Source organism: Duganella sp. CF517, from assembly GCF_900110275.1.
GTDB lineage: Bacteria > Pseudomonadota > Gammaproteobacteria > Burkholderiales > Burkholderiaceae_D > Rugamonas.
The window spans coordinates 843134-864054 of record NZ_FODC01000002.1 but is presented as its reverse complement, the minus strand read 5'-3'; the positions used below and the strand labels follow the sequence as shown (position 1 = coordinate 864054).

Below are 20921 nucleotides of genomic sequence, written 5' to 3'. Positions count from 1 at the left end.
AGGAAGGCAAGGGAAGATGGCAAACATTCTGGTAGTGGACGATGAGATGGGTATCCGCGAGTTGCTCTCGGAAATTTTGAGCGACGAGGGACATGCGATACAGCTGGCCGAGAACGCCCAGCAGGCACGCGAAGCGCGCGCCGGCGGCGCGCCGGATCTGGTGCTGCTCGATATCTGGATGCCGGATACCGACGGCGTCACCTTGCTCAAGGAATGGCAGCGCGACGGCTTGCTGACCATGCCCGTGATCATGATGTCCGGCCATGCGACTATCGATACGGCAGTCGAGGCCACGCGCATCGGCGCGCTCAATTTCCTCGAGAAACCGATCGCGCTGCAAAAGCTGCTCAAGGCGGTCCAGCAGGGCTTGACGCGCGCGCAGGAAACGGTGCGCGCGCCGGTGCTGGCGCCGCGTCCGGCGGCGGTGCAGCAGGAGGAGGCGCCCAGCGCCGGCTTCAACCCGCCCAATCCGGCCGCCGCGATCGCGGTGCGCGGCGGCGCCACCATCGCCGGCGCCGACAACCACATGTTCAACCTGTCGTTCGACCTGCCGCTGCGCGAGGCGCGCGACGCCTTCGAGCGCATGTACTTCGAGCACCATCTGGGCCGCGAAGGCGGCAGCATGACCCGCGTGGCCGAGAAGACCGGCCTCGAGCGCACCCACCTGTACCGCAAGCTCAAGCAGCTGGGCGTGGAGCCGGGCAAGCTGGCAAAAAAAAACCTCTGACGCCGTGAGCGGCGTGGATCCGGCCGGCGGCGCAGCGGTGGCCGTGCGGGCGCCGGTGCCGACCTGGCTGGTGACCGGCGAGCGCGCCGGCCGGCGCGAGGCGGCCATCGCCGCGCGCCTGGCCCACGATGACGGTGCGGGCGGCCTGGAATTGCCCACGGTTATTATTCTGGAAGGCTTGTCGGACGGCGGTTCGGCACTCGCCTTCGACCCCGCCGACGGTTCCGTCGGTGTTGCTCCTGTTCCAAAAGTGTTGCGAATTGCCCCGGGCTGTCTCCATTGCAGCGGGAATCTCGTTTTGCGGGTAACATTGAATCGTGTGCTGCGTCATCCACCGGCGCGGCTCTACATCAGTCTGGCCACTGCTGAACACCTCGAACTGCTGCGTGCATGGCTGTCCGAGCCCCCGTACGGCGACTTGCTAGACTTGCAATCCGACATCGCGGCCTAAGCCCTGCCTGCAGATCGGGTCCTGTTCTTTAGACTTGAATCGACCACTTTGAACCCCATGTGGGTAGTGAAGTGAAACCGAGCAGTGTTTCGCCCCTGGAGAAAGGAAGCAAAATGAACCTCATCTATAACAGCGAGCAATACAGCGTTGTCGAATTCGGCGCCGATCGTAGTCTGGATGCATTGCGCTTTGGCGGCTATGAAATCGTCGACAAAGGCGGCAAGCGGGAGATTTTTATCAACGGCATCCTGGCACAGAATTTCCGCCGCGACGTCAACGAACTGATCGCCGGCGAGCCGACCATGGCCGAGATTGATGAATTTTTGGGCAGTTATGATGAACTGATGAGTCATCCGGTGCTGTTGCACTGACGACCAAATCTGGCGTGTTGCAGCGATCGTCCGACAGGGCGGGTCACCTCACGGTGATCCGCCCTGTTCGTTTGTGTGGCCGCTGTTGCCGGGGTGCCAGCGGTAGTGTCCGGTGATCGAATAGGCGAAGAGGATGTCGTCCTCCTGCGTGCCGGCCCCGATGTTGTGGATGATGAGCGGTATTCCCCGCTTGGACACCTGGTCGGACACGATGCCGATGTGGGTCATGCCTTGCGGCAGGTTCCAGGTGACGATGTCGCCCGGGAGGTAGGTTTTGACGTCTGTGCCGTTTGCCACCGTCGCGCCCTGGCGGGCGAAAAACGTGGCCAGATTGGGCACGCGCCGGTGGTCGATATTCCGGTCCGGCGCCTTCAATTGCCAGCGCGACTGGTGCGGATAGGCGCCCCATGCCTTTTTCAAATCCTGGTGCACCAGCACCTGGAGGTCGGCGCCCAGCTGGCGATAGGCCCGCACCACGACGTCGGTGCACACGCCGCGCTCGAGGGGAACGTCGCCGTTGGGGTAGGCGAGCCGCTGGTAGGCAGGATCGTAGCTCAAGGTGACGCCGATCTGGCGGCGGGCGGCCTCGACCAGATCGAGCGGCGCTGCCGCCGTCCGTGGGGTCTTCGGCGCGGCGTCGACCGCGGTGCAGAGCAGTGAAAATAGCAGGGCGGACAGTATTTTGAACATATCGGATGGGGTGTGCGGCGAATCTTATTAATAGGTTAATGGAGTCACGAGCCGGTGTCATTGGTTTTTCGACCCCACCTGTTATATTGTCTGTCGCAAGTCAATCGCTAGAAGAGAAAAGAAATAATGTGTCAGCTACTCGGCATGAACTGCAATGTCCCGACCGACATCGTGTTCAGTTTTACCGGCTTCGCCATGCGCGGCGGCCATACCGACACCCACCATGACGGCTGGGGCATCGCCTTCTTCGAGGGCGCCGGCGTGCGCCACTTCGTCGACCACCAGGCGGCCATCGCCTCGCCGATCGCCGAGCTGATCAAGCGATATCCGATCAAATCCACCAACGTCATCGCGCATATCCGCAAGGCCACGCAGGGCCAGGTCGCGCTGGAAAACTGCCACCCGTTCGTGCGCGAGCTGTGGGGGCAGTATTGGGTCTTCGCCCATAACGGCGACCTCAAGGAGTTCAATCCGCTGCTGAACCGCGCCTTCCGCCCGGTCGGCACCACCGACAGCGAGCGCGCGTTTTGCTATATTTTGCAGCAGTTGCGCGCCCGTTTCGGCGAGCAGCGGCCGGCGCTGGCGGCGCTGCGGGCGGCGCTGGGCGCGCTGGTCGACGAAATCGCCGCCCATGGCACCTTCAATATGCTGCTGTCGTCCGGCGCCGAACTGTTCGCCCATTGCTCGACCAACTTGTTCTATTTGGTGCGCAAACATCCGTTCGACACCGCCAAGCTGTCCGACGAGGATGTCAGCGTCGATTTCTCCCAGGTGACCACGCCCAACGACCGGGTGGCAATCATCGTTACCCAACCGCTAACGACCAATGAACAATGGACAGCATTCGCCAGCGGCGAACTGAAGCTCTTTATCGACGGCGTACCACAAGCGCTTGATTGAACATTGAAATGTCAACACAGTGGCGATTATTGCTGTCAAAATCTTAGTACAGCGAAATATTCGCTCCCTGACAAGAATGGCAGAAGCAATGATCGATCTCTCCCAACATGACGCCGGCCCGCGCAATTTGCGTGTGCGCGAATTCTATCTGGGACGCCAGCCCATCCTCGACCGCAACCAGAACCTGTTCGGTTACGAATTGCTTTTCCGAAATGCGCCGGTCGGTCCGGCCCATATCACCACCGAGCTGTCGGCGACGGCGGCGGTGATCGCCCACGCGTCGCAGCTGGGCATGGAGCGGACCGTCGGCGACGCGCTCGGTTTCGTCAATGTCGACGCCGATGTGATCATGACCGACATTTTTGCCTTCCTGCCGCGCGAAAAAATGGTGCTGGAGATTTGCGCCACCGAGCCGGTCACGCCGCTATTGCTGGCGCGCGTGGAGGAACTGGCCGGCCAGGGTTTGCGCTTCGCGCTTGCCGATGTCAGCGGCGAGAACGAGACCATCGTGGCGCTGCTGCCGTGGATCGAGTACATCAAAATGGACATGCGCACGCCGCTGTCGACCTTGATGAAGCTGGCGCCGCGCTTCCGCCAGCAGAAAAAGAAGTTGGTGGCGGAGAAGGTCGAAACCCGCGAGGACTTCAAAAACGCGTTGGACCTGGAGTTCGATTATTTCCAGGGCTATTATTTCTCGCGGCCCGTCATCATGAGCGGCAAGAAGTTGTCGCCGTCGCAGCTGGCGGTGATGGAGTTGATGACCCTGGTGACATCGGACGCCGACAATATCGACATCGAGCGCGCGATCAAGCGCGACGTGTCGTTGGCGCTCAATCTGCTGCGGCTGGTGAACACGCCGGCGGTGGGCGCGCGCCAACGCATCGAGTCGCTGAGCCAGGCGGTGACCCTGCTGGGCCGGCGCCAGTTGCAACGCTGGCTGCAGATCATGCTGTATGCCGAACCGAGCAAGCGCGGCCACAGCATGACGCCGTTGCTGATGCTGGCGACCACGCGCGGGCGCCTGCTGGAACTGTTGGCCGGCAAGTTGCGGCCGAGCCAGCGGCATGTCGCCGACGTCGCCTTCACGGTCGGCATCATGTCGTTGATGGATACCTTGTTCGGCATGCCGATGGCCGAGATCCTGGCGCAGATACCGGTCAACGACGACGTCTCGCAAGCGCTGCTGGCACGCGACGGTTTCCACGGCGACCTGCTCAAGCTGGCGGAATGCATCGAACGCATCGAAGAGATGGACGATCACATCGTGCCGGCGCTGCGCAATCTGGCCATGTCCGCCGACGAGCTGGTGGAGCTGGAGCTGGCCGCGTTCGAGTGGAGCGACAACGTGGTGCGCTACGCGCTGTGATGACGATGGCAGCGGCGCGCAACCGCGGGGACTGCGGGAATCACGCAGGGCGGATGAGCGCGGCGTAGTCGGCCATGCATGCGCCGTCGATAACGCATGCATGGGCCGATTAAGGCGTTCCGCGTAATCCACCCTACGTCGCGTGCCCGGCTCCCGGCCAATGCTTGACCAGCTCCGGATCGGTGCGCATCTCCCACAGCGCCAGCACCGCCACCGCGACGCCGACGATCAGCGAGTTCCACATCAGCGCTACGTTACCGGCAAGCCCCAGCACCCACGGCGACACCGCCACCCAGATGCCCACCAGCAGATTGATCGTCACCGCCCAGAAGTAGGTCTTGTACAGATCGAACGCCGCCAGCAGCGCGATCACCGCGCCCGAGATGAACGCGGTCCAGGCTTGCAGCGACGGTATCGGATAGCCGAACACCCAGGGCGTGATAAAGAACCACAAGCCCAGTAGCAGGATTAGCTGGTCCTGCCAGCGGCTGGCGGACGTGTTGGTTGTAGTTGCCATATTTGCCTCCCTGGTATCCCGTCGAATGACGGTGTACTTCGTTAGTCCGTCGGCATGCTTAAAAGTTCAACGTTGCCAGACCCGAAACCGCCGTACCGCTCAGCGTTTCAGACCGTCGACGAAGCCGGCCAGATCGCGGTTGAAGCGGTCCGCCTCCTCGATGAACGGCGCGTGGCCCGAGGCGTCGTACAGCTTGCTGCGGATACGCGGATTGACCTCGGCGGCCCTGGCGATCGACGGCCGCGCCTTGACCAGCGCATCTTGCGCGCCGTAGATCAGCAGCACCGGCACCTCGGCCTTGCCCAGGCCGCCGGCGAGGTCGACCCGCATCGACTGCACCGCGCGCTGCATGTCCCAGGAGGCCACGGCGGCGTTAGCCAGCAGCCGCTCGAAGTCGGGCGCGGCGGGCTGCGTATGGAAGCACAGGCGCAGGAATTCGCGCACCGCGTCCAGGTGCGTCTTCAGGTCCGGGGCGTTCAGATCGCGGTAAACCTCGGGATGGGCGACGATCTGCTCCGGCTTGAGTTCGATCACGCCGTCGACGTAAACCGCGCCGGCGATCGCGCCGTCCCCGTACGCCGAAAGATAGTTCGAGATGACCGCGCCGCCCAGCGACCAGCCGACCAGCACCGGCCTGGCCGCCCGCGACGCGGTGATGACGGCGCGCAGATCGGCGGCCCAGCGTCGCCCGTCGCTGTACGCTTCGGCGCCGGCGGGCTTGCCGGACAGGCCGTGTCCGCGCATGTCGTAGCTGATCAGGCGGTAGCGCTGCAGCCGTGGATCGGCGACCTGCGCTTCCCAGTTGAGGGTGCTGCCCAGCAGGCCGTGGATGAAGATGAGCGGGGCGCCGTGCGGATCGCCCGCTTCCCGCACCGCCAGCGTGACGCCGTCCGGCGCGGTGACGGTGTAGGTTTTGCTGTCGGCCATGGCGGCCGGGGCGGCCAGCGCGCAGGCGAGCAGCATGGCGCGCAGCATGTGAAATATGGCCGGGAAGTGGGTCGATGGTGACATGGTGCGGCTCCAAAAGTTGATCGGGAGCGTGTAGTGTCAACCCTCACACCGGTGTCAGGGTCAAGCGAAAAGATGCTATGCTTTTCCGCATGACCAACGCAAACCATTCCGAGCCGCTGAGCATTGGCAAGCTGGCCAGCTCCACCGGCGCCAGCGTGCGCTCGATTCGCCACTACGACGAACAGGGGCTGCTCAAATCGCTGCGAGCCAGCAACGGCTATCGGGTTTTCCCGCCGGCGGCCGTCACGCAGGTCAAGCAGATCCAGCGCATGATCGCAAGCGGATTCAGCCTGGCTGAGATCCGTTCGTTTCCCGATTGTATGTTGATGATAGAAGGCGCCGCCGCGTGCAGCGAGACCACCGACGCCCAGCGCAAGCGGCTGGCGTCGATTGAAGAACAGATCGCGGAGCTGGAGCGGCGCCGCGCGCGCCTGCTTAAAACCTTGGCCGAGGGCACCATCCCGCCGGTCGATTAACCGGCGGGGCGGCTGGACGGCCCAGCCCGTGTCCGAATGACAGACTTGACCCCGGGGGGTCAGGACAGGTTGGGGGCCAGCCAGCGCTCCAGCTCGGCCTTGTCGACGTTGCGGCGCGCCGCCATGTCGGCCAGCTGGTCGTCGCCGATTTTGCCGACCACGAAGTACTTCGATTCGGGATGCGCGAAGTAGAAGCCGGAGACCGCCGCGCCGGGATACATGGCGAACGATTCGGTCAGCTCCATGCCGATTTCCTCAGCCTGCATGGTCTTGAACATGTCGCGCTTGACCGTGTGCTCAGGACAGGCCGGGTAGCCCGGCGCCGGACGGATGCCGGCGTACTTCTCGGCGATCATGTCGTCGTTGGTCAGCGCTTCGGCGGCCGCGTAGCCCCACAGGTCCTTGCGCACGCGCTCGTGCAGGTATTCGGCGAACGCTTCGGCCAGGCGGTCGGCCAGCGATTTGAGCATGATCGACGAGTAGTCGTCGTGCGCGTCCTCGAAGCGCTTCTCGTACTTTTCGATCCCCAGGCCGGCGGTGACGGCGAACATGCCGATGTAGTCCTTCACGCCCGACTCTTTGGTGGCGATGAAGTCGGACAGGCACTGGTTCGGCCGCTGCACGCCGTCGACCACCGGCTTGACGCCCTGCTGGCGCAGGCCGTAATACGTGAAGTCGACGGTGCCGCGGGTGTCGTCGGTGTAGATCTCGATGTCGTCGTCGTTGACGGTGTTCGCCGGCAGCAGCGAGATGACACCGTTGGCGGTCAGCCAGCGTCCGTCGATGACTTTCTTGAGCAGCGCCTGGCCTTCCTCGAACACCTTGGTGGCCGCTTCGCCCACCACTTCGTCGGTCAGGATGGCGGGGTACGGGCCGGCCAGGTCCCAGGTCTGGAAGAACGGGCCCCAGTCGATGTAGCGCGCGATGGTGGCCAGGTCGACGTTCTTGAACTCGCGGCGGCCGATGAACTTCGGCTTGACCGGCGCGCTCGCGCCGTCGAAGGCGAGCTTCATCTTGTTGGCGCGCGCGTCCTTGAGCGACAGCATCGGCAGCGCCTTCTTGTTGGCGTGCTGCTCGCGGATGCGCACGTAGTCCGAGGCGATGTCGTCGATGTACTGCTGGCGGCTTTCTGGCGTCAGCAGCGACTGCGCCACCGACACCGAACGCGATGCGTCCGGCACGTACACCACCGGGCCTTCGTAGTTGTGGGCGATCTTGACGGCGGTGTGGGCGCGGCTGGTGGTGGCGCCGCCGATCAGCAGCGGGATCTTGAGCATGCGGAAATGCTCGTCGCGCTGCATCTCCTTGGCGACGTAGGCCATCTCCTCGAGCGACGGCGTGATCAGGCCGGACAGGCCGATGATGTCGGCGTTTTCCAGCTTGGCGCGCGCCAGGATCTCGGAGCACGGCACCATCACGCCCATGTTCACGACCTCGAAGTTATTACATTGCAGGACCACCGAGACGATGTTCTTGCCGATGTCGTGGACGTCGCCCTTGACGGTGGCGATGACGATCTTGCCCTTCGGTTTGGCGACGATGCCGGTGCGTTTTTCCTCGGCCAGCTTTTCCTCTTCGATGTACGGGATCAGGTGGGCCACGGCCTGCTTCATCACGCGCGCCGATTTGACCACCTGCGGCAGGAACATCTTGCCCTGTCCGAACAGGTCGCCGACGATGTTCATGCCGTCCATCAGCGGGCCTTCGATCACGTGGATCGGACGGCCGTTGGCGGCCAATACCTGCTGGCGCATTTCCTCGGTGTCGTCGGTGATGAACTGGGTGATGCCGTGCACCAGCGCGTGCGCCAGGCGCTTCTCGACCGGGGCGTTGCGCCATTCGAGGTTCTGCGCGTCCTGCTTGCCGGCGCCGGCCTTCAGGGTGCCGGCGATGTCGATCATGCGTTCGGTGGCGTCGTCGCGGCGGTTCAGCACCACGTCCTCGACGCGCTCGCGCAGCTCGGCCGGCAGGTCGTCGTAGACGCCGACCATGCCGGCGTTGACGATACCCATCGTCATGCCGGCCTTGATGGCGTGGTACAGGAACACGGTGTGGATCGCTTCGCGCGCCGGGTCGTTGCCGCGGAACGAGAACGAGACGTTGGAGACGCCGCCCGAGATCTTTGCGTGCGGCAGGTTCTGCTTGATCCAGCGGGTGGCGTTGATGAAGTCCACCGCGTAGTTGTTGTGCTCTTCGATGCCGGTGGCGATGGCGAAGATGTTCGGGTCGAAGATGATGTCTTCCGGCGGGAAGCCGACGGTGTCGACCAGCAGCCGGTAGGCGCGTTCGCAGATTTCGGTCTTGCGCTCGAAGGTGTCGGCCTGGCCCTTTTCGTCGAAGGCCATGACGATGACGGCGGCGCCGTAGCTCAGGCACAGGCGCGCCTGGCGGATGAACTCCTCCTCGCCTTCCTTCATCGAGATCGAATTGACGATCGATTTGCCCTGCACGCATTTGAGGCCGGCCTCGATCACCGACCATTTCGACGAGTCGATCATGATCGGCACGCGCGAGATGTCCGGTTCCGACGCGATCAGGTTCAGGAAGCGCGTCATCGCCGCCTGCGAGTCGAGCATCGCCTCGTCCATGTTGATGTCGATGACCTGGGCGCCGTTTTCCACCTGCTGGCGGGCCACCGACAGCGCCTCGTCGTACTGCTCGTTGAGGATCATGCGCGCGAACGCCTTCGAGCCGGTGACGTTGGTGCGTTCGCCGACGTTGACGAACAGCGAGCTCTCGTCGATGGTGAACGGCTCGAGGCCCGACAGCCGCTGCGCCACCGGCACATCGGGCACCACGCGCGGCGCGGTTTTCGACAGCATCTCGCCGATGGCCTGGATGTGGTCCGGCGTGGTGCCGCAGCAGCCGCCGGCGATGTTGACGAAGCCGGCGTCGGCGAACTCGCGCAGCAGCGCCGAGGTGTCGGCCGGCAGTTCGTCGAAGCCGGTGTCGCTCATCGGGTTGGGCAGGCCGGCGTTCGGGTAGATGCAGACGAAGGTGTCGGCGATCTGCGACAGCTCCTGCGCGTAGGGGCGCATCAGCGCCGCGCCGAGCGCGCAATTGAGGCCGATCGTCAGCGGCTTGGCGTGGCGCACCGAGTTCCAGAAGGCCGGCACGGTCTGGCCGGACAGGATGCGGCCGGAGGCGTCGGTGACGGTGCCCGAGATCATCAGCGGCAGGCGCGGCAGGCCCGGGTTCCCGGCGTAGAATTTGTCGATCGCAAACAGCGCGGCCTTGCAGTTCAACGTGTCGAAGATGGTTTCGACCAGCAGCACATCGACGCCGCCTTCGACCAGCGCCGTGGTTTGCTGATGGTAGGCGTCGACCAGCTGGTCGAAGGTGATATTGCGCGCGGCCGGGTCGTTGACGTCCGGCGAGATCGACGCGGTTTTCGGCGTCGGCCCGAGCGCGCCGGCGACGAAGCGCGGCTTGTCGGCGCTGCTGTACTTGTCGCACGCCGCGCGCGCCAGTTTCGCCGCCTGCAGGTTCATCTCATAGGCCAGATGGGCCATGTGATAGTCGTCCTGCGCGATCGTGGTGGCGCCGAAGGTGTTGGTTTCGATCAGGTCGGCGCCGGCGGCCAGGTAGCGCTCGTGGATCTCCTGGATCACGTGCGGCTGCGTCAACGTCAGCAGCTCGTTGTTCCCTTTGACGAACAGCTCGCGCGCGCCGCTGTCGGCCGGGGCAGCGAAGTCGATGAAGCGTCCGGCCGGGCCGCCGCGGTAGGCCGTCTCGTCCAGTTTATATTGCTGGATGATCGTGCCCATCGCGCCATCGAGGATCATGATGCGGCGCGCCAGGATTTCGCGCAGCTGGGCATCGGTCTTGGACATGACGGTATGGGACACGGAGTTGTTCATTTAGCACTTTCTTTGAGCGGAGGGCGCGGCGGACGAGAGCGGTCGCCGGTCTAAAATTATACGGCATCCCTGAATAAGCTTCAGGCTACCGCTGCATCTCAGCAACAGAAATTCGGTTCGCCAGGCCGATCGGTCATCAAATACAGTACACAGCGGTTTGCCTTTGAAGATTTGGCTCTAAGCGTCGAAGGATGGATTTATACTTCCCGTTCGCAAAATAAAGGAATTCTGATGTCCATCTCCTTCGCATTTCGTTGCATCGCCGCCGCCGGCGCCTTGACCGTGGCGCTGGGCGCCAACGCCGAAAGCTTCGCCTCGTCGGCCTCCAGCGCCGGTTCGGCGTCGAGCGGCAGCGTGTCCGATTCGCTGTCCGGTTCCAGCGACAGCTCCAAGGGCGACCGCAAGGTGGCCGATGGCGACTACCGCATCATCCAGATCGCGCAGACGCCGGACCGCGCGGGCCGCACCCGCCTGACCCTGCAAGCCGACAATCCGGACGATCGCATCGTGCTGGATATGCCGCAGGCGACCTTCGAGCAGCAGCAACTGGCCGCCGGCGACAAGATGTACGCGCAAAACCGCGTCTACGGCATCGAGTTCGGTCGCGGCGACACGCGCCAGCCGTTCTATCTGGTGCTGGCCGACGAGTGGTACAGCGAACTGGCTTCGCGTCCGGTCACGCTTTAAATCGTTGTGAAGATTGTGCGGGCGCTGGCGCCGCTGCTGCTGGCGTGCGCCGTTTTAGGCGCGGCCTGCGCGCCCGGCGCGGCGCATGCCGGCGCTTCCGGCTCGTCGCGCTTTTGCGACCGCGCGCAGCCGCTGACGGCGGCCGAGCAGGATCGCCTGCTGCGCTTCGCCGGCGTGCTGCGCGAGGAACTGGCGGGCGGCGGCGACGGCGTGGCGCTGGTCAGCCGCTCCGGCCTGGACCTGTCGCGCTTCGGCATCCGCTACTCGCATGCCGCGCTGGCGTGGCGCTCGGAGGAGGGCATGTGGTCGGCGCGCCAGTTGTACTACGCCTGCGACGAAAGCCGGCCGCGTATTTTCGACCAGGGCCTGGCCGGTTTCGCGATGGGCACCGACGATCCCAAAGTGGGTTATCTGAGCATCGTGCGGCTGCCGCCGGAAGCGGTGCTGGCCTTGCGTCCCGCGTTGCTGGACCGGCCGCGCGTGCAGAATATGCTGGCCGCGCAGTACAGCGCCAATGCCTACGCTTACGGCACGCGCTATCAAAACTGTAACCAGTGGGTGATGGAGATGCTGGCCGCCGGCTGGGGCGATCTGCCCGACGGCGGCGATTTGCGCGAGCGTGCGCAGGATTGGCTGCGCGGTCAGGGGTATGCGCCGCGGCCGGTCGATGTCGATTCGCGGCTGCTGATGCTGGCGTCGTACTTCGTGCCGCTGGTGCATTTGAGCGATCATCCGCAGCAGGACGTGGCGCAGATGAAGCTGCGGGTCAGCCTGCCGTCGACGATAGAGACTTTTGTGCGGGCGCGCTTCCCTGCCAGCGAGCGCGTGGAGTTGTGCCATGACGCCCGGCGGATCGTGGTTCGGCGGGGCTGGACGCCGATCACCGATGGCTGCAAGCCGGAACAGGGCGATCGCGTGGTGCCGCTGGATTAGGCGGGCGCGTTGAATCGGGCGTGGGCGATGGCGTCGTCCAATCGGTCGTTGCCCCAGAACATCGCGTCGCCGACCATGAAGGTCGGGGCGCCGAAGATGTGCAGCGCCTTGGCCTGTTCGGTGCGCGCGCGCAGGAGGGCTTTGTTGCCGTCGGATTGGGCGTCGCGCACGAGGGCGTCGGCGTCCTGGCCGAGGGCCGACAGGATGCCGGCGATGCAGTCGGCGCTGGCGATGTCGCGGTCGTCGGCGAAGTTGGCCAGCATGACGCGTTCGCAAAAGTCCGTCATCCACGGCTGGTCTTCGCACAGGATGCCGACGCGGGCGGCGAGCAGCGAGTTGCGGGGGAATTCGGAGGGTTGGCGCCACGGCAGGCCGTATTTCGCGCATTGGCGCGGCATGTCCTGCCAGACGTAGGCGCCTTTGTCTTTTTGCAGGACGAAGGGGGAGTTGTTCCAGCCCGCTTGCTTGAATATCGGGCCGAGCAGGAAGGGGCGCCAGCGCACGCCGTTCGGCGCGAGCTGGCGCATGCGCATTACGCTCAGGTAGCTGTAATTGCTGGCGAAGTCGAACCAGAATTCGATCGGCATGCGATTTCTCCTTCTTGCTGCTGATGCGGCGACGCGTGCCTGGCGGATGACGGCGTTCCGCCTGATCCGCCATGAGCCAGCCGCCGGTGCCGCATGGATTTACAGCGTTGTCACCAGCTGCCCGCGCGGACGACGCACCTTCTTCAGGCCTTCCAGCCAGTCGCCTTCCGGTTCGCGGTGGCCGAGCGGCAGGATCACGACGCTGCGCAGGTTGCGCTCCTTGAGCGACAGGATGTTGTCGACGGCGGCCGGATCGAAGCCCTCCATCGGCGTGCTGTCGACACCCTCGAACGCGGCGGCGACCAGCGCCACGCCCAGCGCGATGTAGGCCTGGCGGGCGGCCGATTCGTAGTTGCCCTGCTGGCCGCGGGCGGCGACGATGGCTTTCAATTTCTGGCGGTAGGCTTCCCAGCCTTCGTTGACGGTGCCGCGCTGCTCGTTGGTCAGGTCGAACATCATGTCGATGCGCGCTTCGGTGATGTCGTCCCAGGCGGCGAACACCAGCAGGTGCGACGCTTCGGTCACCTGCGGCTGGCCCCAGGCCACTTCCCGGATCTTGGCGCGCAGTTCCGGATTTTCAACGACGAATACCTCGAACGGTTGCAGGCCGCTGGAGGTCGGCGCCAGGCGCACCGCTTCGAGGATGCGGTCGAGCTTCTCGGCATCCACTTTCTTGGCGGGATTGTATTTCTTGGTGGCGTAGCGCCAGTGCAGTTTGTCGATCAGATCGGTCATGTAGGGCTCCTGTCAAAAGTGCTTCCAGGCGATGCTGGAAGCGGGGAGCCATGATAACGTGCAATCCGGGAGCTTGCTTGAAGCCGCATGGAACTTACTCGAAAGTAAGATTCTCCAGCGGGAAACCCTTGATGAACTCGGCGGCCGGCAGGCGCTTGCCGCCTGGTTTTTGCAGTTCCGTCAGGCGCAGCGCGCCGCTGCCGCAGGCGACCACGATGCCGTGATGGGCGTCGGCCGCCAGCACCTGGCCGGCCGGGGAGTCGCTGCCGGCTTCCACCACGTCGGCGCCCCACAGCTTGACGTTGACGCCGTTGACGGTGGCGTGCGCGCCGGGGAAGGGATTGAAGGCGCGGATCTTGCGGCCGATCTCGACGGCGGATTGGCCGAAGTCCAGCGCCGCTTCTTCCTTGCTGATCTTGGCGGCGTAGGTAACGCCTTGCTCGGGCTGCGTGACCGCTTCGAGCTGGTTGTGCTCCATCTTGCGCAGCGCTTCGACGATCATCTTGCCGCCCAGCGCGGCCAGCTTGTCATGCAGCATGCCGGTGGTGTCGCGTTCGCCGATGGCGACGCGCTCGGTCAGCAGCATCGGGCCGGTGTCCAGGCCTTCCTCCATCTCCATGATGGTGATGCCGGTTTCGTCGTCGCCGGCCTCGATGGCGCGGTGGATCGGCGCGGCGCCGCGCCAGCGCGGCAGCAGCGAGCCGTGGATGTTGAGGCAGGGCTTGATGTCGAGCGTGCTGCGCGGCAGGATCAGGCCGTAGGCGGCCACCACCATGACATCGTACGGCGTCGACAGCAGGCGCGCGTGGGCGGCCAGCGCCTCCTCGGCGCGTTGCGGGTCCTTGCTGTCGGTGCGCAGCGACAGCGGCTGCAGCACCTCGATGCCGTGCGCGACCGCGTACTGCTTGACGGCCGACGGTTGCAGGTGCATGCCGCGGCCGGCGGGGCGGTCGGGCTGGGTCAGCACCAGCGGAATTTCAAAGCCGGCCTCGTGCAGGGCTTGCAATGCCACGGCGGCGAACTCCGGGGTGCCGGCGAAGATGACTTTCATGCTCAGTACCGGCGGCCCTGCGCGCGCAGTTGCGCTTCGCGCTCGAGGCCGCGTTCTTCCTTAATCATCTTGGTCTTGATGCGGTTGCGCTTGAGCGGCGACAGGTATTCGACGAAGACCTTGCCCAGCAGGTGGTCCATCTCGTGCTGGATGCAGACGGCCAGCAGGCCATCGGCTTCCACTTCGAACGGCTGGCCCTTGACGTCGAGCGCGCGCACCTTGATCTTGGCGTGGCGTTCGACGCCGTCGTAGACGCCGGGCACCGACAGGCAGCCTTCGTCGTAGACCTGCTTCTCGTCGCTGGCCCAGATGATTTCCGGGTTGATGTACGTGACCAGGTCGTCCTTGGTCTCGGTGATGTCGATGACCAGCAGTTGCTCGTGCACGTCGACCTGCGAGGCGGCCAGGCCGATGCCGGGCGCGTCGTACATGGTTTCGGCCATGTCGGCGACCAGTTTCTCCAGGCGCTCGTCGAAGACGGTGACTGGCTTGGCGACCTTGTGCAGGCGCGGATCGGGGTAACGCAGAATATTTAAGATGGCCATGTCTGTACTGTGTTGATAACTATGTGATTGCCGTGATAACGCGCGGCCCTCAACGAGGGTTGCCGCGGCGGTTTTCCCCACCAAAAATGCAACAGCCGCGCTGCTTGCCGTAGCGCGGTTTCGCTTGCTAGTTCAGGGTTTTATGGGCAGAATTTGATTCAAATTAGCAACCTTATCTCGGATAAGGGCACTGCTTGCTGTTGTGTGCCGGCGCTGGTTGCTAGCGCATCTACCGGACCTACTAATGAAAAATTTTAGCACAGTCGGCACCCGCTTAGTATGGACGGCGCTTTTTTGCGGCGTAGTGGGGGCGGTGCCGGCGGCCACGGCGGCGGCGCTCAAGTGCGAGTTCCGGGCCGACGCGCCCGACCAGCACACGGTGGTGCGGGGCGATACGCTATGGGATATCTCCGGGAAATTCCTGCAACAGCCGTGGTGCTGGCCCACCGTCTGGGGCATGAACCGCGATGAAATCGCCAATCCGCACTGGATCTATCCGGGCCAGATCATCTGGTTCGACCGCGCCGCCGGCCGCCTGCGCCTGGGCAACAGGATCGACGCCGACGGCGGCAACGATCCGGCCACCCAACGCCGCTCGCCCGGGGTCCGCGTCGAGGGCCTGGGCAAGGACGCGGTGCCGTCGATACCGGCCGGCGTCATCGAACCGTTCCTGAGCCAGCCGCTGATCATCGAAAACGACGAACTCGACGGCGCGCCGCGCATCGTCGCCACGCGGGACGACCATGTGTTCATCGGCAAGGACGACAAGGCCTACGTCCGTGGCGAGCTCAAGGGCAACACCTCGTTCCAGGTGTTTCGGCCGGGCAAACCGCTGCGCGACCCGGTCACCAAGGAGGTGATCGGCCACGAGGCCTTCTATTTAGGCACGCTCAAATTGCAGGCCGCCGCGCCGCCGGGCGGCGATGTGCACACCTTCGTCGTCGCCAGCGCCAAGGAAGAGATGGGCAAGGGCGACCAGCTGCGCGCGATTCCGCCGATGCCGATGCAGAACTACGTGCCGCATCCGCCCGGGCAAGACGTGCAATCGCGCGTGATGGCCATCTACGGCGGCGTCACGCACGCCGGCCAGAACCAGGTGGTCAGTATTAATCGCGGAAAGCTTGACGGACTCGATGTCGGCGCCGTGCTGCAGCTGTACCATGCCGGAAGAACTGTGAGCGATTCCACCGCGCCGAAAAGCTGGCTGGGGATGCGCGAGCAAAAGGTCAGGTTGCCGGACGAACAAGTGGGCAGCCTGTTTATCTTCCGCGTGTTCAAGCATATTTCCTACGGCTTGATCATGCAGGTGACGGCGCCGGTGGAAGTGGGCGACGTCGCCAAGTCGCCGGAGTGAACCCCGCCGTGCAAGCCACGGAAACCCCCACCCCTGCCACGGCGCCCGCGCTGATCGCCTGGCTGCGCCTGGAGCGCACCGAAGGCGTCGGCCTGCTGAGCGCGCACCGGTTGCTCGACAAGCTGGGCTCGCCGCAAGCGATCTTCGACGCCAGCCGCCAGCAACTGCTGGCGCTGGTCAAACCGGAACAGGCCGACGCCTTGCTGCGGCCGCCGTCGCCGGCCGAGGCCGACGCGCTGATCGCCCAGGCCGACGCCGTGCTGGCCTGGCGCGAACAGCCGGGCAACCTGTTTCTGACCCACGACCATCCCGGTTATCCGGCCCGGCTGCGCGAGATCGCCGCCGCCCCGCTGATGCTGTACGTCAAGGGCCGCGCCGAGCTGCTGGCGCGCCGGTCGGTGGCGGTGGTCGGCTCGCGCAACGCCAGCGTGCAGGGCATGCTCGACGCCGAGCGCATGGCGCACGCGCTGTCGGACGCCGGCTTGACCATCGTCTCCGGCCTGGCGCTGGGCATCGACGCGGCCGCGCACGCGGGCGGCCTGTGCGGCGCCGGCGGCACCCTGGCCGTGATCGGCACCGGCGCCGACCGCATCTACCCCGCCAGCAACGGCCATCTGGCGCGCCGGATCGCCGACGAGGGGTGTATCGTCAGCGAGTACGCGCTGGGCACACCGCCGCTGCGCGACAACTTTCCCCGCCGTAATCGCGTTATCAGCGGGCTGGTGTGCGGGGTGCTGGTGGTGGAGGCGGCCGCCAAGTCGGGCTCGCTGATCACGGCGCGGCTGGCCATCTCGCAGGGGCGAGACGTGTATGCGATGCCCGGTTCGGTCCACGCGGCGCTGGCCAAGGGGTGCCACCGCTTGATACGCGAGGGCGCCAAGCTGGTCGAGACCGCCGCCGACGTGCTGGAGGACCTGCAAATGGCCACCGATGGCATGGCCGGCGCCCGTCCCGCGGTCGACGACAGCTTCGTCGACCGGGTGCTCGACGCGATCGGCGAACATCCGGCCCGCGCCGACACCCTGGCGGTGATGCTGGGGCAATCGGCCGCCGAGCTGCAGGGGCAGTTGCTGGCGCTGGAATTGGCCGGTTTGCTGGAGCGTTTGCCGGGCGGAATGTTCCAACGGTTGCGTTCGTAATCGGACGGTGGCTGGCAAACCGCTAGGCAAGCTGTGCGGTACTTGTGCCCGATCTGTTTTAACTGATAGAGTAGAGCCATGTTCGACATCCTTGTTTATCTCTACGAGACTTATTACCGTCCCGACGCTTGCCCCGAACCGGCTGCGTTGGCCAAGAAGCTGTCGGCGGTCGGTTTTGACGATGTCGAGATTTCCGAGGCCTTGGTCTGGCTCAACGACCTGACCGCGATGGCCGGCGTCGAGCATTCGCTGACGGCCGCCTCGACCGGCACCCGCTTCTACGTCGAGGAAGAGCAGGACGTGCTGGGCACCGCCGCGATCGGCTTCATCCAGTTCCTCGAATCGGCCAAGGTCTTGTCTCCGCTGCAACGTGAAATCGTGATCGAGCGGGCGTTGGCGCTCGATGAGGCGCCGGTCACCCTGGGCAAGCTCAAGGTCATCGTGCTGATGTTGCTCTGGAGCCAAGGAAAAGAGCCGGACGCGCTGATGTTCGACGACCTGTTCGGCTCGGACGAAGACCAGGCGCCGCGCCTGCTGCACTAATAAGAACAGCCGGCGCGCCCGCCGGCGACCGTTCGCAGTTCCAAAAAGCAACAGCTTAGCCCTGTCTGGATGCGACGTTGGCGCGCGACGACATCGCGCCACCGCGCGGTTTGCTTGCAGTCCTGCCGACAACCCGCTTATCATTTGCGCTTTGACAAGACTGTCACACTCCGGCCTTGCCATCGGCGGCGCAAAAGTGCAGACTGCGGCGCGATCCATGTATGATGCGCATGCTGACCCCACCCCAAGTGTTAAAAACGAGATACGAAATATGACGAAAACCCTCATCATCGCCGAGAAGCCTTCTGTCGCGAACGACATCGCGAAGACGCTTGGCGGCTTCACCAAGCACGATGAGTACTTTGAATCCGACGAGTACGTGCTGTCCTCCGCCGTCGGCCACCTGCTGGAAATCGCCGTGCCCGAAGAGCACGACGTCAAACGCGGCAAATGGAGCTTCGCGCACCTGCCGATGATCCCGCCGTACTTCGCGCTCAATCCGATCGCCAAGACCGAGGCGCGCCTCAAGGTGCTCAACAAGCTGATCAAGCGTAAAGACGTCACCACCCTCATCAACGCATGCGACGCGGGCCGCGAAGGGGAGCTGATCTTCCGTTTGATCGCCCAGAACGCCAAGGCCAAGCAACCGGTCAAGCGCCTGTGGCTGCAATCGATGACGCCGGGCGCGATCCGCGAAGGCTTCACCCATCTGCGCACCGACGAGGAGATGCTGCCGCTGGCCGACGCCGCGCGCTGCCGCTCGGAAGCGGACTGGCTGATCGGCATCAACGGCACCCGCGCCATGACCGCGTTCAACTCGAAAGAGGGCGGCTTCTACCTGACCACCGTGGGCCGCGTGCAGACGCCGACCTTGTCGATCGTGGTCGAGCGCGAAGAAAAGATCAAGAAATTCGTCGCCCGCGACTTCTGGGAAGTGCGCGCCGAGTTCGTGTGCGCCGCCGGCGTCTACGAGGGCCGCTGGCTCGACACCAAGTTCAAGAAGGACGACACCGATCCGGAGAAGCGCGCCGAGCGCCTGTGGAGCAAGGCCGCCGCCGACTCGATCGCCACCGCGTGCCGCGGCAAGCAGGGCATCGTCACCGAGGAAGCCAAGCCGACCACGTCGATGGCGCCGGCGCTGTTCGACCTGACCAGCCTGCAGCGCGAAGCCAACTCGCGCTTCGGCTTCTCGGCCAAGAACACCTTGGGCCTGGCCCAGGCGCTGTACGAAAAGCACAAAGTGCTGACCTACCCGCGTACCGATTCGCGCCACCTGCCGGAAGACTACATGCCGACCGTGCAGCAGGCGCTGGAAACGGTCAAGGAGAACCCGAACTACCACCAGTTCGCCAAGCAGATCCTCGACAAGGGCTGGGTCAAGCCGAACAAGCGCATCTTCGACAACACCAAGATCTCGGATCACTTCGCGATCATCCCGACCACGATCGCGCCGAAGAACCTGTCCGAGCCGGAACAGAAGCTGTACGACCTGGTCACGCGCCGCTTCATGGCCGTGTTCTTCCCGCCGGCCGAGTTCCAGGTCACCACCCGCTACACGGAAGTGTCCGGCCATCAGTTCAAGACCGAAGGCAAGGTCATGACCAACCCCGGCTGGCTGGCGATCTACGGCAAGGAAGCGTCGACCGACGACGACAAGGAAGGCAACGCCAACGGCAATCTGGTGCCGGTCGCCAAGGGCGAGAAGGTGCTGACCGACAAGGTCAACGCCAACGGCCTGGTCACCAAGCCGCCGGCGCGCTACACCGAGGCGACGTTGCTGTCGGCCATGGAAGGCGCCGGCAAGCTGGTCGAGGACGACGAGTTGCGCGACGCCATGGCCGGCAAGGGCCTGGGCACGCCGGCGACGCGCGCCGCCACCATCGAAGGCTTGCTGACCGAGCGCTATCTGTTGCGCGAAGGCCGCGAGCTGATGCCGACCGCCAAGGCGTCGCAGCTGATGACGTTGCTGCGCGGCCTGGGCGTCAACGAACTGACCGCGCCGGAACTGACCGGCGAATGGGAATACAAGCTGTCGCAGATGGAAAAGGGCAAGATCTCGCGCGAGGAATTCATGCGCGAAATCGCCCAGATGACGCAGATCATCGTCAAGCGCGCCAAGGAATACAACAACGACACCATCCCCGGCGATTACGCGACGTTGACGACGCCGTGCCCGAACTGCGGCAGCGTGGTCAAAGAGAACTATCGCCGCTTCGCCTGCACCAAGTGCGATTTCTCGATGAGCAAAACGCCGGGCAGCCGCCAGTTCGAGATCGAGGAAGTGGAACAGTTGCTCAGGGAACGCACCATCGGTCCGCTGCAAGGTTTCCGCTCGAAGATGGGACGTCCGTTCGCGGCCATCCTGCGCATCGTGCGCGACGAGGAGATCAAGAACTTCAAGCTGGAGTTCGACTTCGGCCAGAACGACGATTCGGAAGACGCGGAAGCGGTCGACTTCACCGGCCAGACGCCGCTGGGGCCTTGTCCGAAGTGCGCCGCCGGCGTGTACGAAATGGGTCTGGCGTATGTGTGCGAAAACAGCGTCGCCAAGCCGAAGACGTGCGACTTCCGCAGCGGCCGCATCATCTTGCAGCAAGAGATCTTGCCCGAGCAGATGGCCAAGCTGATCAACGAAGGCAAGACCGATCTGTTGCCGGGCTTCGTTTCGCAGCGCACGCGCCGTCCGTTCAAGGCCTTCCTGGTCAAGGGCAAGGACAACAAGATCAGCTTCGAGTTCGAAGAGCGCAAGGCCAAGGCGCCCGCCAAGGGCAAGGCCGCGGCCGACAAAGCAGCGCTAGCGGACGAGGGCGCCGACGGCGCCGCCACGGAAACCGCACCGGCCAAGAAGGCGCCGGCCAAGAAGGCCGCCGCCGCCAAGGCCGCGCCAGCCAAGAAAGCTGCCGCGAAAAAGGCGCCGGCCAAAAAGGCCGCGCCGAAGAAAGCCGCCGCGACCGCCGAGTAAGCGCCGGTAGCCAGTG

20 protein-coding genes are annotated in these 20921 nt (G+C 64.6%); 12 read left to right on the top strand and 8 right to left on the bottom strand.

What is annotated here, in order from left to right:
• Positions 1-16: 16 nt before the first annotated feature.
• From BMX85_RS10855 to BMX85_RS10845, 3 genes are all read left to right on the top strand, one after another.
• A complete protein-coding gene (locus tag BMX85_RS10855) occupies positions 17-727 on the top strand; it encodes a response regulator (protein ID WP_090316983.1) in 711 nt (236 codons plus the stop codon).
• A 13-nt stretch (positions 728-740) separates the two neighbouring features.
• Entirely contained in the window at positions 741-1178 is a 438-nt protein-coding gene (locus BMX85_RS10850) for a GTPase (protein WP_090317713.1), read from the top strand.
• A gap of 113 nt (positions 1179-1291) precedes the next feature.
• Complete coding sequence (locus BMX85_RS10845; protein ID WP_090316980.1) at positions 1292-1549, top strand: BTH_I0359 family protein; 258 nt, start codon at positions 1292-1294, stop codon at positions 1547-1549.
• A 48-nt stretch (positions 1550-1597) separates the two neighbouring features.
• Here the strand turns inward: BMX85_RS10845 and BMX85_RS10840 are convergent, their stop codons facing one another.
• On the bottom strand, positions 1598-2239 hold the full coding sequence (locus BMX85_RS10840; protein WP_090316977.1) for a DUF1287 domain-containing protein: 642 nt from the start codon (positions 2237-2239) through the stop codon (positions 1598-1600).
• A 126-nt stretch (positions 2240-2365) separates the two neighbouring features.
• Between BMX85_RS10840 and BMX85_RS10835 the strand changes: the two genes are divergently transcribed.
• Together BMX85_RS10835 and BMX85_RS10830 are read left to right on the top strand one after the other, a co-directional pair.
• Positions 2366-3139, top strand: a complete 774-nt coding sequence (locus BMX85_RS10835) for a class II glutamine amidotransferase (protein WP_090316974.1) — start codon at positions 2366-2368, stop codon at positions 3137-3139.
• Between the two features lie 88 nt (positions 3140-3227).
• Positions 3228-4505 carry an EAL and HDOD domain-containing protein gene (locus BMX85_RS10830; RefSeq protein WP_090316971.1) on the top strand — a complete coding sequence of 426 codons (1278 nt, stop codon included), beginning with the start codon at positions 3228-3230 and terminating at the stop codon, positions 4503-4505.
• A 133-nt stretch (positions 4506-4638) separates the two neighbouring features.
• Here BMX85_RS10830 and BMX85_RS10825 read toward each other — a convergent pair whose 3' ends face one another.
• Both BMX85_RS10825 and BMX85_RS10820 read right to left on the bottom strand, forming a co-directional pair.
• Positions 4639-5022, bottom strand: a complete 384-nt coding sequence (locus tag BMX85_RS10825; RefSeq protein WP_090316968.1) for an SPW repeat protein — start codon at positions 5020-5022, stop codon at positions 4639-4641.
• 99 nt (positions 5023-5121) lie between these two features.
• Positions 5122-5997 (bottom strand): alpha/beta fold hydrolase, encoded by an 876-nt coding sequence (locus BMX85_RS10820; protein WP_229210412.1) that lies wholly within the window; start codon positions 5995-5997, stop codon positions 5122-5124.
• Between the two features lie 125 nt (positions 5998-6122).
• Between BMX85_RS10820 and BMX85_RS10815 the strand changes: the two genes are divergently transcribed.
• Entirely contained in the window at positions 6123-6509 is a 387-nt protein-coding gene (locus tag BMX85_RS10815) for a MerR family transcriptional regulator (protein ID WP_090316962.1), read from the top strand.
• Positions 6510-6568: 59 nt separating this feature from the next.
• Here the strand turns inward: BMX85_RS10815 and metH are convergent, their stop codons facing one another.
• Entirely contained in the window at positions 6569-10342 is a 3774-nt protein-coding gene (metH, locus tag BMX85_RS10810) for a methionine synthase (protein ID WP_090316959.1), read from the bottom strand.
• A gap of 258 nt (positions 10343-10600) precedes the next feature.
• Between metH and BMX85_RS10805 the strand changes: the two genes are divergently transcribed.
• Together BMX85_RS10805 and BMX85_RS10800 are read left to right on the top strand one after the other, a co-directional pair.
• Positions 10601-11056, top strand: a complete 456-nt coding sequence (locus BMX85_RS10805; protein ID WP_090316957.1) for a hypothetical protein — start codon at positions 10601-10603, stop codon at positions 11054-11056.
• 6 nt (positions 11057-11062) lie between these two features.
• Positions 11063-11989, top strand: a complete 927-nt coding sequence (locus BMX85_RS10800; RefSeq protein WP_090316954.1) for a DUF2145 domain-containing protein — start codon at positions 11063-11065, stop codon at positions 11987-11989.
• Here BMX85_RS10800 and BMX85_RS10795 read toward each other — a convergent pair.
• The 4 genes from BMX85_RS10795 to def all read right to left on the bottom strand — a co-directional run bounded on the left by BMX85_RS10795 (position 11986) and on the right by def (position 14907).
• On the bottom strand, positions 11986-12576 hold the full coding sequence (locus BMX85_RS10795) for a 2-hydroxychromene-2-carboxylate isomerase (RefSeq protein ID WP_090316951.1): 591 nt from the start codon (positions 12574-12576) through the stop codon (positions 11986-11988). The genes BMX85_RS10800 and BMX85_RS10795 overlap by 4 nt on opposite strands.
• A gap of 99 nt (positions 12577-12675) precedes the next feature.
• Positions 12676-13311 (bottom strand): NAD(P)H-dependent oxidoreductase, encoded by a 636-nt coding sequence (locus BMX85_RS10790; protein WP_090316948.1) that lies wholly within the window; start codon positions 13309-13311, stop codon positions 12676-12678.
• Between the two features lie 94 nt (positions 13312-13405).
• Entirely contained in the window at positions 13406-14362 is a 957-nt protein-coding gene (gene fmt / locus BMX85_RS10785) for a methionyl-tRNA formyltransferase (protein ID WP_090316945.1), read from the bottom strand.
• A gap of 2 nt (positions 14363-14364) precedes the next feature.
• Positions 14365-14907 (bottom strand): peptide deformylase, encoded by a 543-nt coding sequence (def, locus tag BMX85_RS10780; protein WP_090316942.1) that lies wholly within the window; start codon positions 14905-14907, stop codon positions 14365-14367.
• A 244-nt stretch (positions 14908-15151) separates the two neighbouring features.
• Here def and BMX85_RS10775 point away from each other — a divergent pair, with 244 nt between their 5' ends.
• The 4 genes from BMX85_RS10775 to BMX85_RS10760 all read left to right on the top strand — a co-directional run bounded on the left by BMX85_RS10775 (position 15152) and on the right by BMX85_RS10760 (position 20905).
• On the top strand, positions 15152-16261 hold the full coding sequence (locus BMX85_RS10775) for a LysM peptidoglycan-binding domain-containing protein (RefSeq protein ID WP_090316939.1): 1110 nt from the start codon (positions 15152-15154) through the stop codon (positions 16259-16261).
• A gap of 8 nt (positions 16262-16269) precedes the next feature.
• On the top strand, positions 16270-17400 hold the full coding sequence (gene dprA, locus BMX85_RS10770) for a DNA-processing protein DprA (protein WP_229210383.1): 1131 nt from the start codon (positions 16270-16272) through the stop codon (positions 17398-17400).
• A 78-nt stretch (positions 17401-17478) separates the two neighbouring features.
• Complete coding sequence (locus tag BMX85_RS10765) at positions 17479-17943, top strand: Smg family protein (protein ID WP_090316933.1); 465 nt, start codon at positions 17479-17481, stop codon at positions 17941-17943.
• Positions 17944-18214: 271 nt separating this feature from the next.
• Positions 18215-20905, top strand: a complete 2691-nt coding sequence (locus BMX85_RS10760; protein ID WP_090316930.1) for a DNA topoisomerase III — start codon at positions 18215-18217, stop codon at positions 20903-20905.
• Positions 20906-20921 lie beyond the last annotated feature (16 nt).

Coding starts and splice junctions, on each gene's coding strand:
- BMX85_RS10855 (WP_090316983.1), top strand. CDS start 17: ATGGCAAACATTCTGGTAGTGGACGATGAGATGGGTATCCGCGAGTTG.
- BMX85_RS10845 (WP_090316980.1), top strand. CDS start 1,292: ATGAACCTCATCTATAACAGCGAGCAATACAGCGTTGTCGAATTCGGC.
- BMX85_RS10840 (WP_090316977.1), bottom strand. CDS start 2,239: ATGTTCAAAATACTGTCCGCCCTGCTATTTTCACTGCTCTGCACCGCG.
- BMX85_RS10835 (WP_090316974.1), top strand. CDS start 2,366: ATGTGTCAGCTACTCGGCATGAACTGCAATGTCCCGACCGACATCGTG.
- BMX85_RS10830 (WP_090316971.1), top strand. CDS start 3,228: ATGATCGATCTCTCCCAACATGACGCCGGCCCGCGCAATTTGCGTGTG.
- BMX85_RS10825 (WP_090316968.1), bottom strand. CDS start 5,022: ATGGCAACTACAACCAACACGTCCGCCAGCCGCTGGCAGGACCAGCTA.
- BMX85_RS10820 (WP_229210412.1), bottom strand. CDS start 5,997: ATGCTGCGCGCCATGCTGCTCGCCTGCGCGCTGGCCGCCCCGGCCGCC.
- BMX85_RS10815 (WP_090316962.1), top strand. CDS start 6,123: ATGACCAACGCAAACCATTCCGAGCCGCTGAGCATTGGCAAGCTGGCC.
- metH (WP_090316959.1), bottom strand. CDS start 10,342: ATGTCCAAGACCGATGCCCAGCTGCGCGAAATCCTGGCGCGCCGCATC.
- BMX85_RS10805 (WP_090316957.1), top strand. CDS start 10,601: ATGTCCATCTCCTTCGCATTTCGTTGCATCGCCGCCGCCGGCGCCTTG.
- BMX85_RS10795 (WP_090316951.1), bottom strand. CDS start 12,576: ATGCCGATCGAATTCTGGTTCGACTTCGCCAGCAATTACAGCTACCTG.
- BMX85_RS10790 (WP_090316948.1), bottom strand. CDS start 13,311: ATGACCGATCTGATCGACAAACTGCACTGGCGCTACGCCACCAAGAAA.
- fmt (WP_090316945.1), bottom strand. CDS start 14,362: ATGAAAGTCATCTTCGCCGGCACCCCGGAGTTCGCCGCCGTGGCATTG.
- def (WP_090316942.1), bottom strand. CDS start 14,907: ATGGCCATCTTAAATATTCTGCGTTACCCCGATCCGCGCCTGCACAAG.
- BMX85_RS10775 (WP_090316939.1), top strand. CDS start 15,152: ATGAAAAATTTTAGCACAGTCGGCACCCGCTTAGTATGGACGGCGCTT.
- BMX85_RS10765 (WP_090316933.1), top strand. CDS start 17,479: ATGTTCGACATCCTTGTTTATCTCTACGAGACTTATTACCGTCCCGAC.
- BMX85_RS10760 (WP_090316930.1), top strand. CDS start 18,215: ATGACGAAAACCCTCATCATCGCCGAGAAGCCTTCTGTCGCGAACGAC.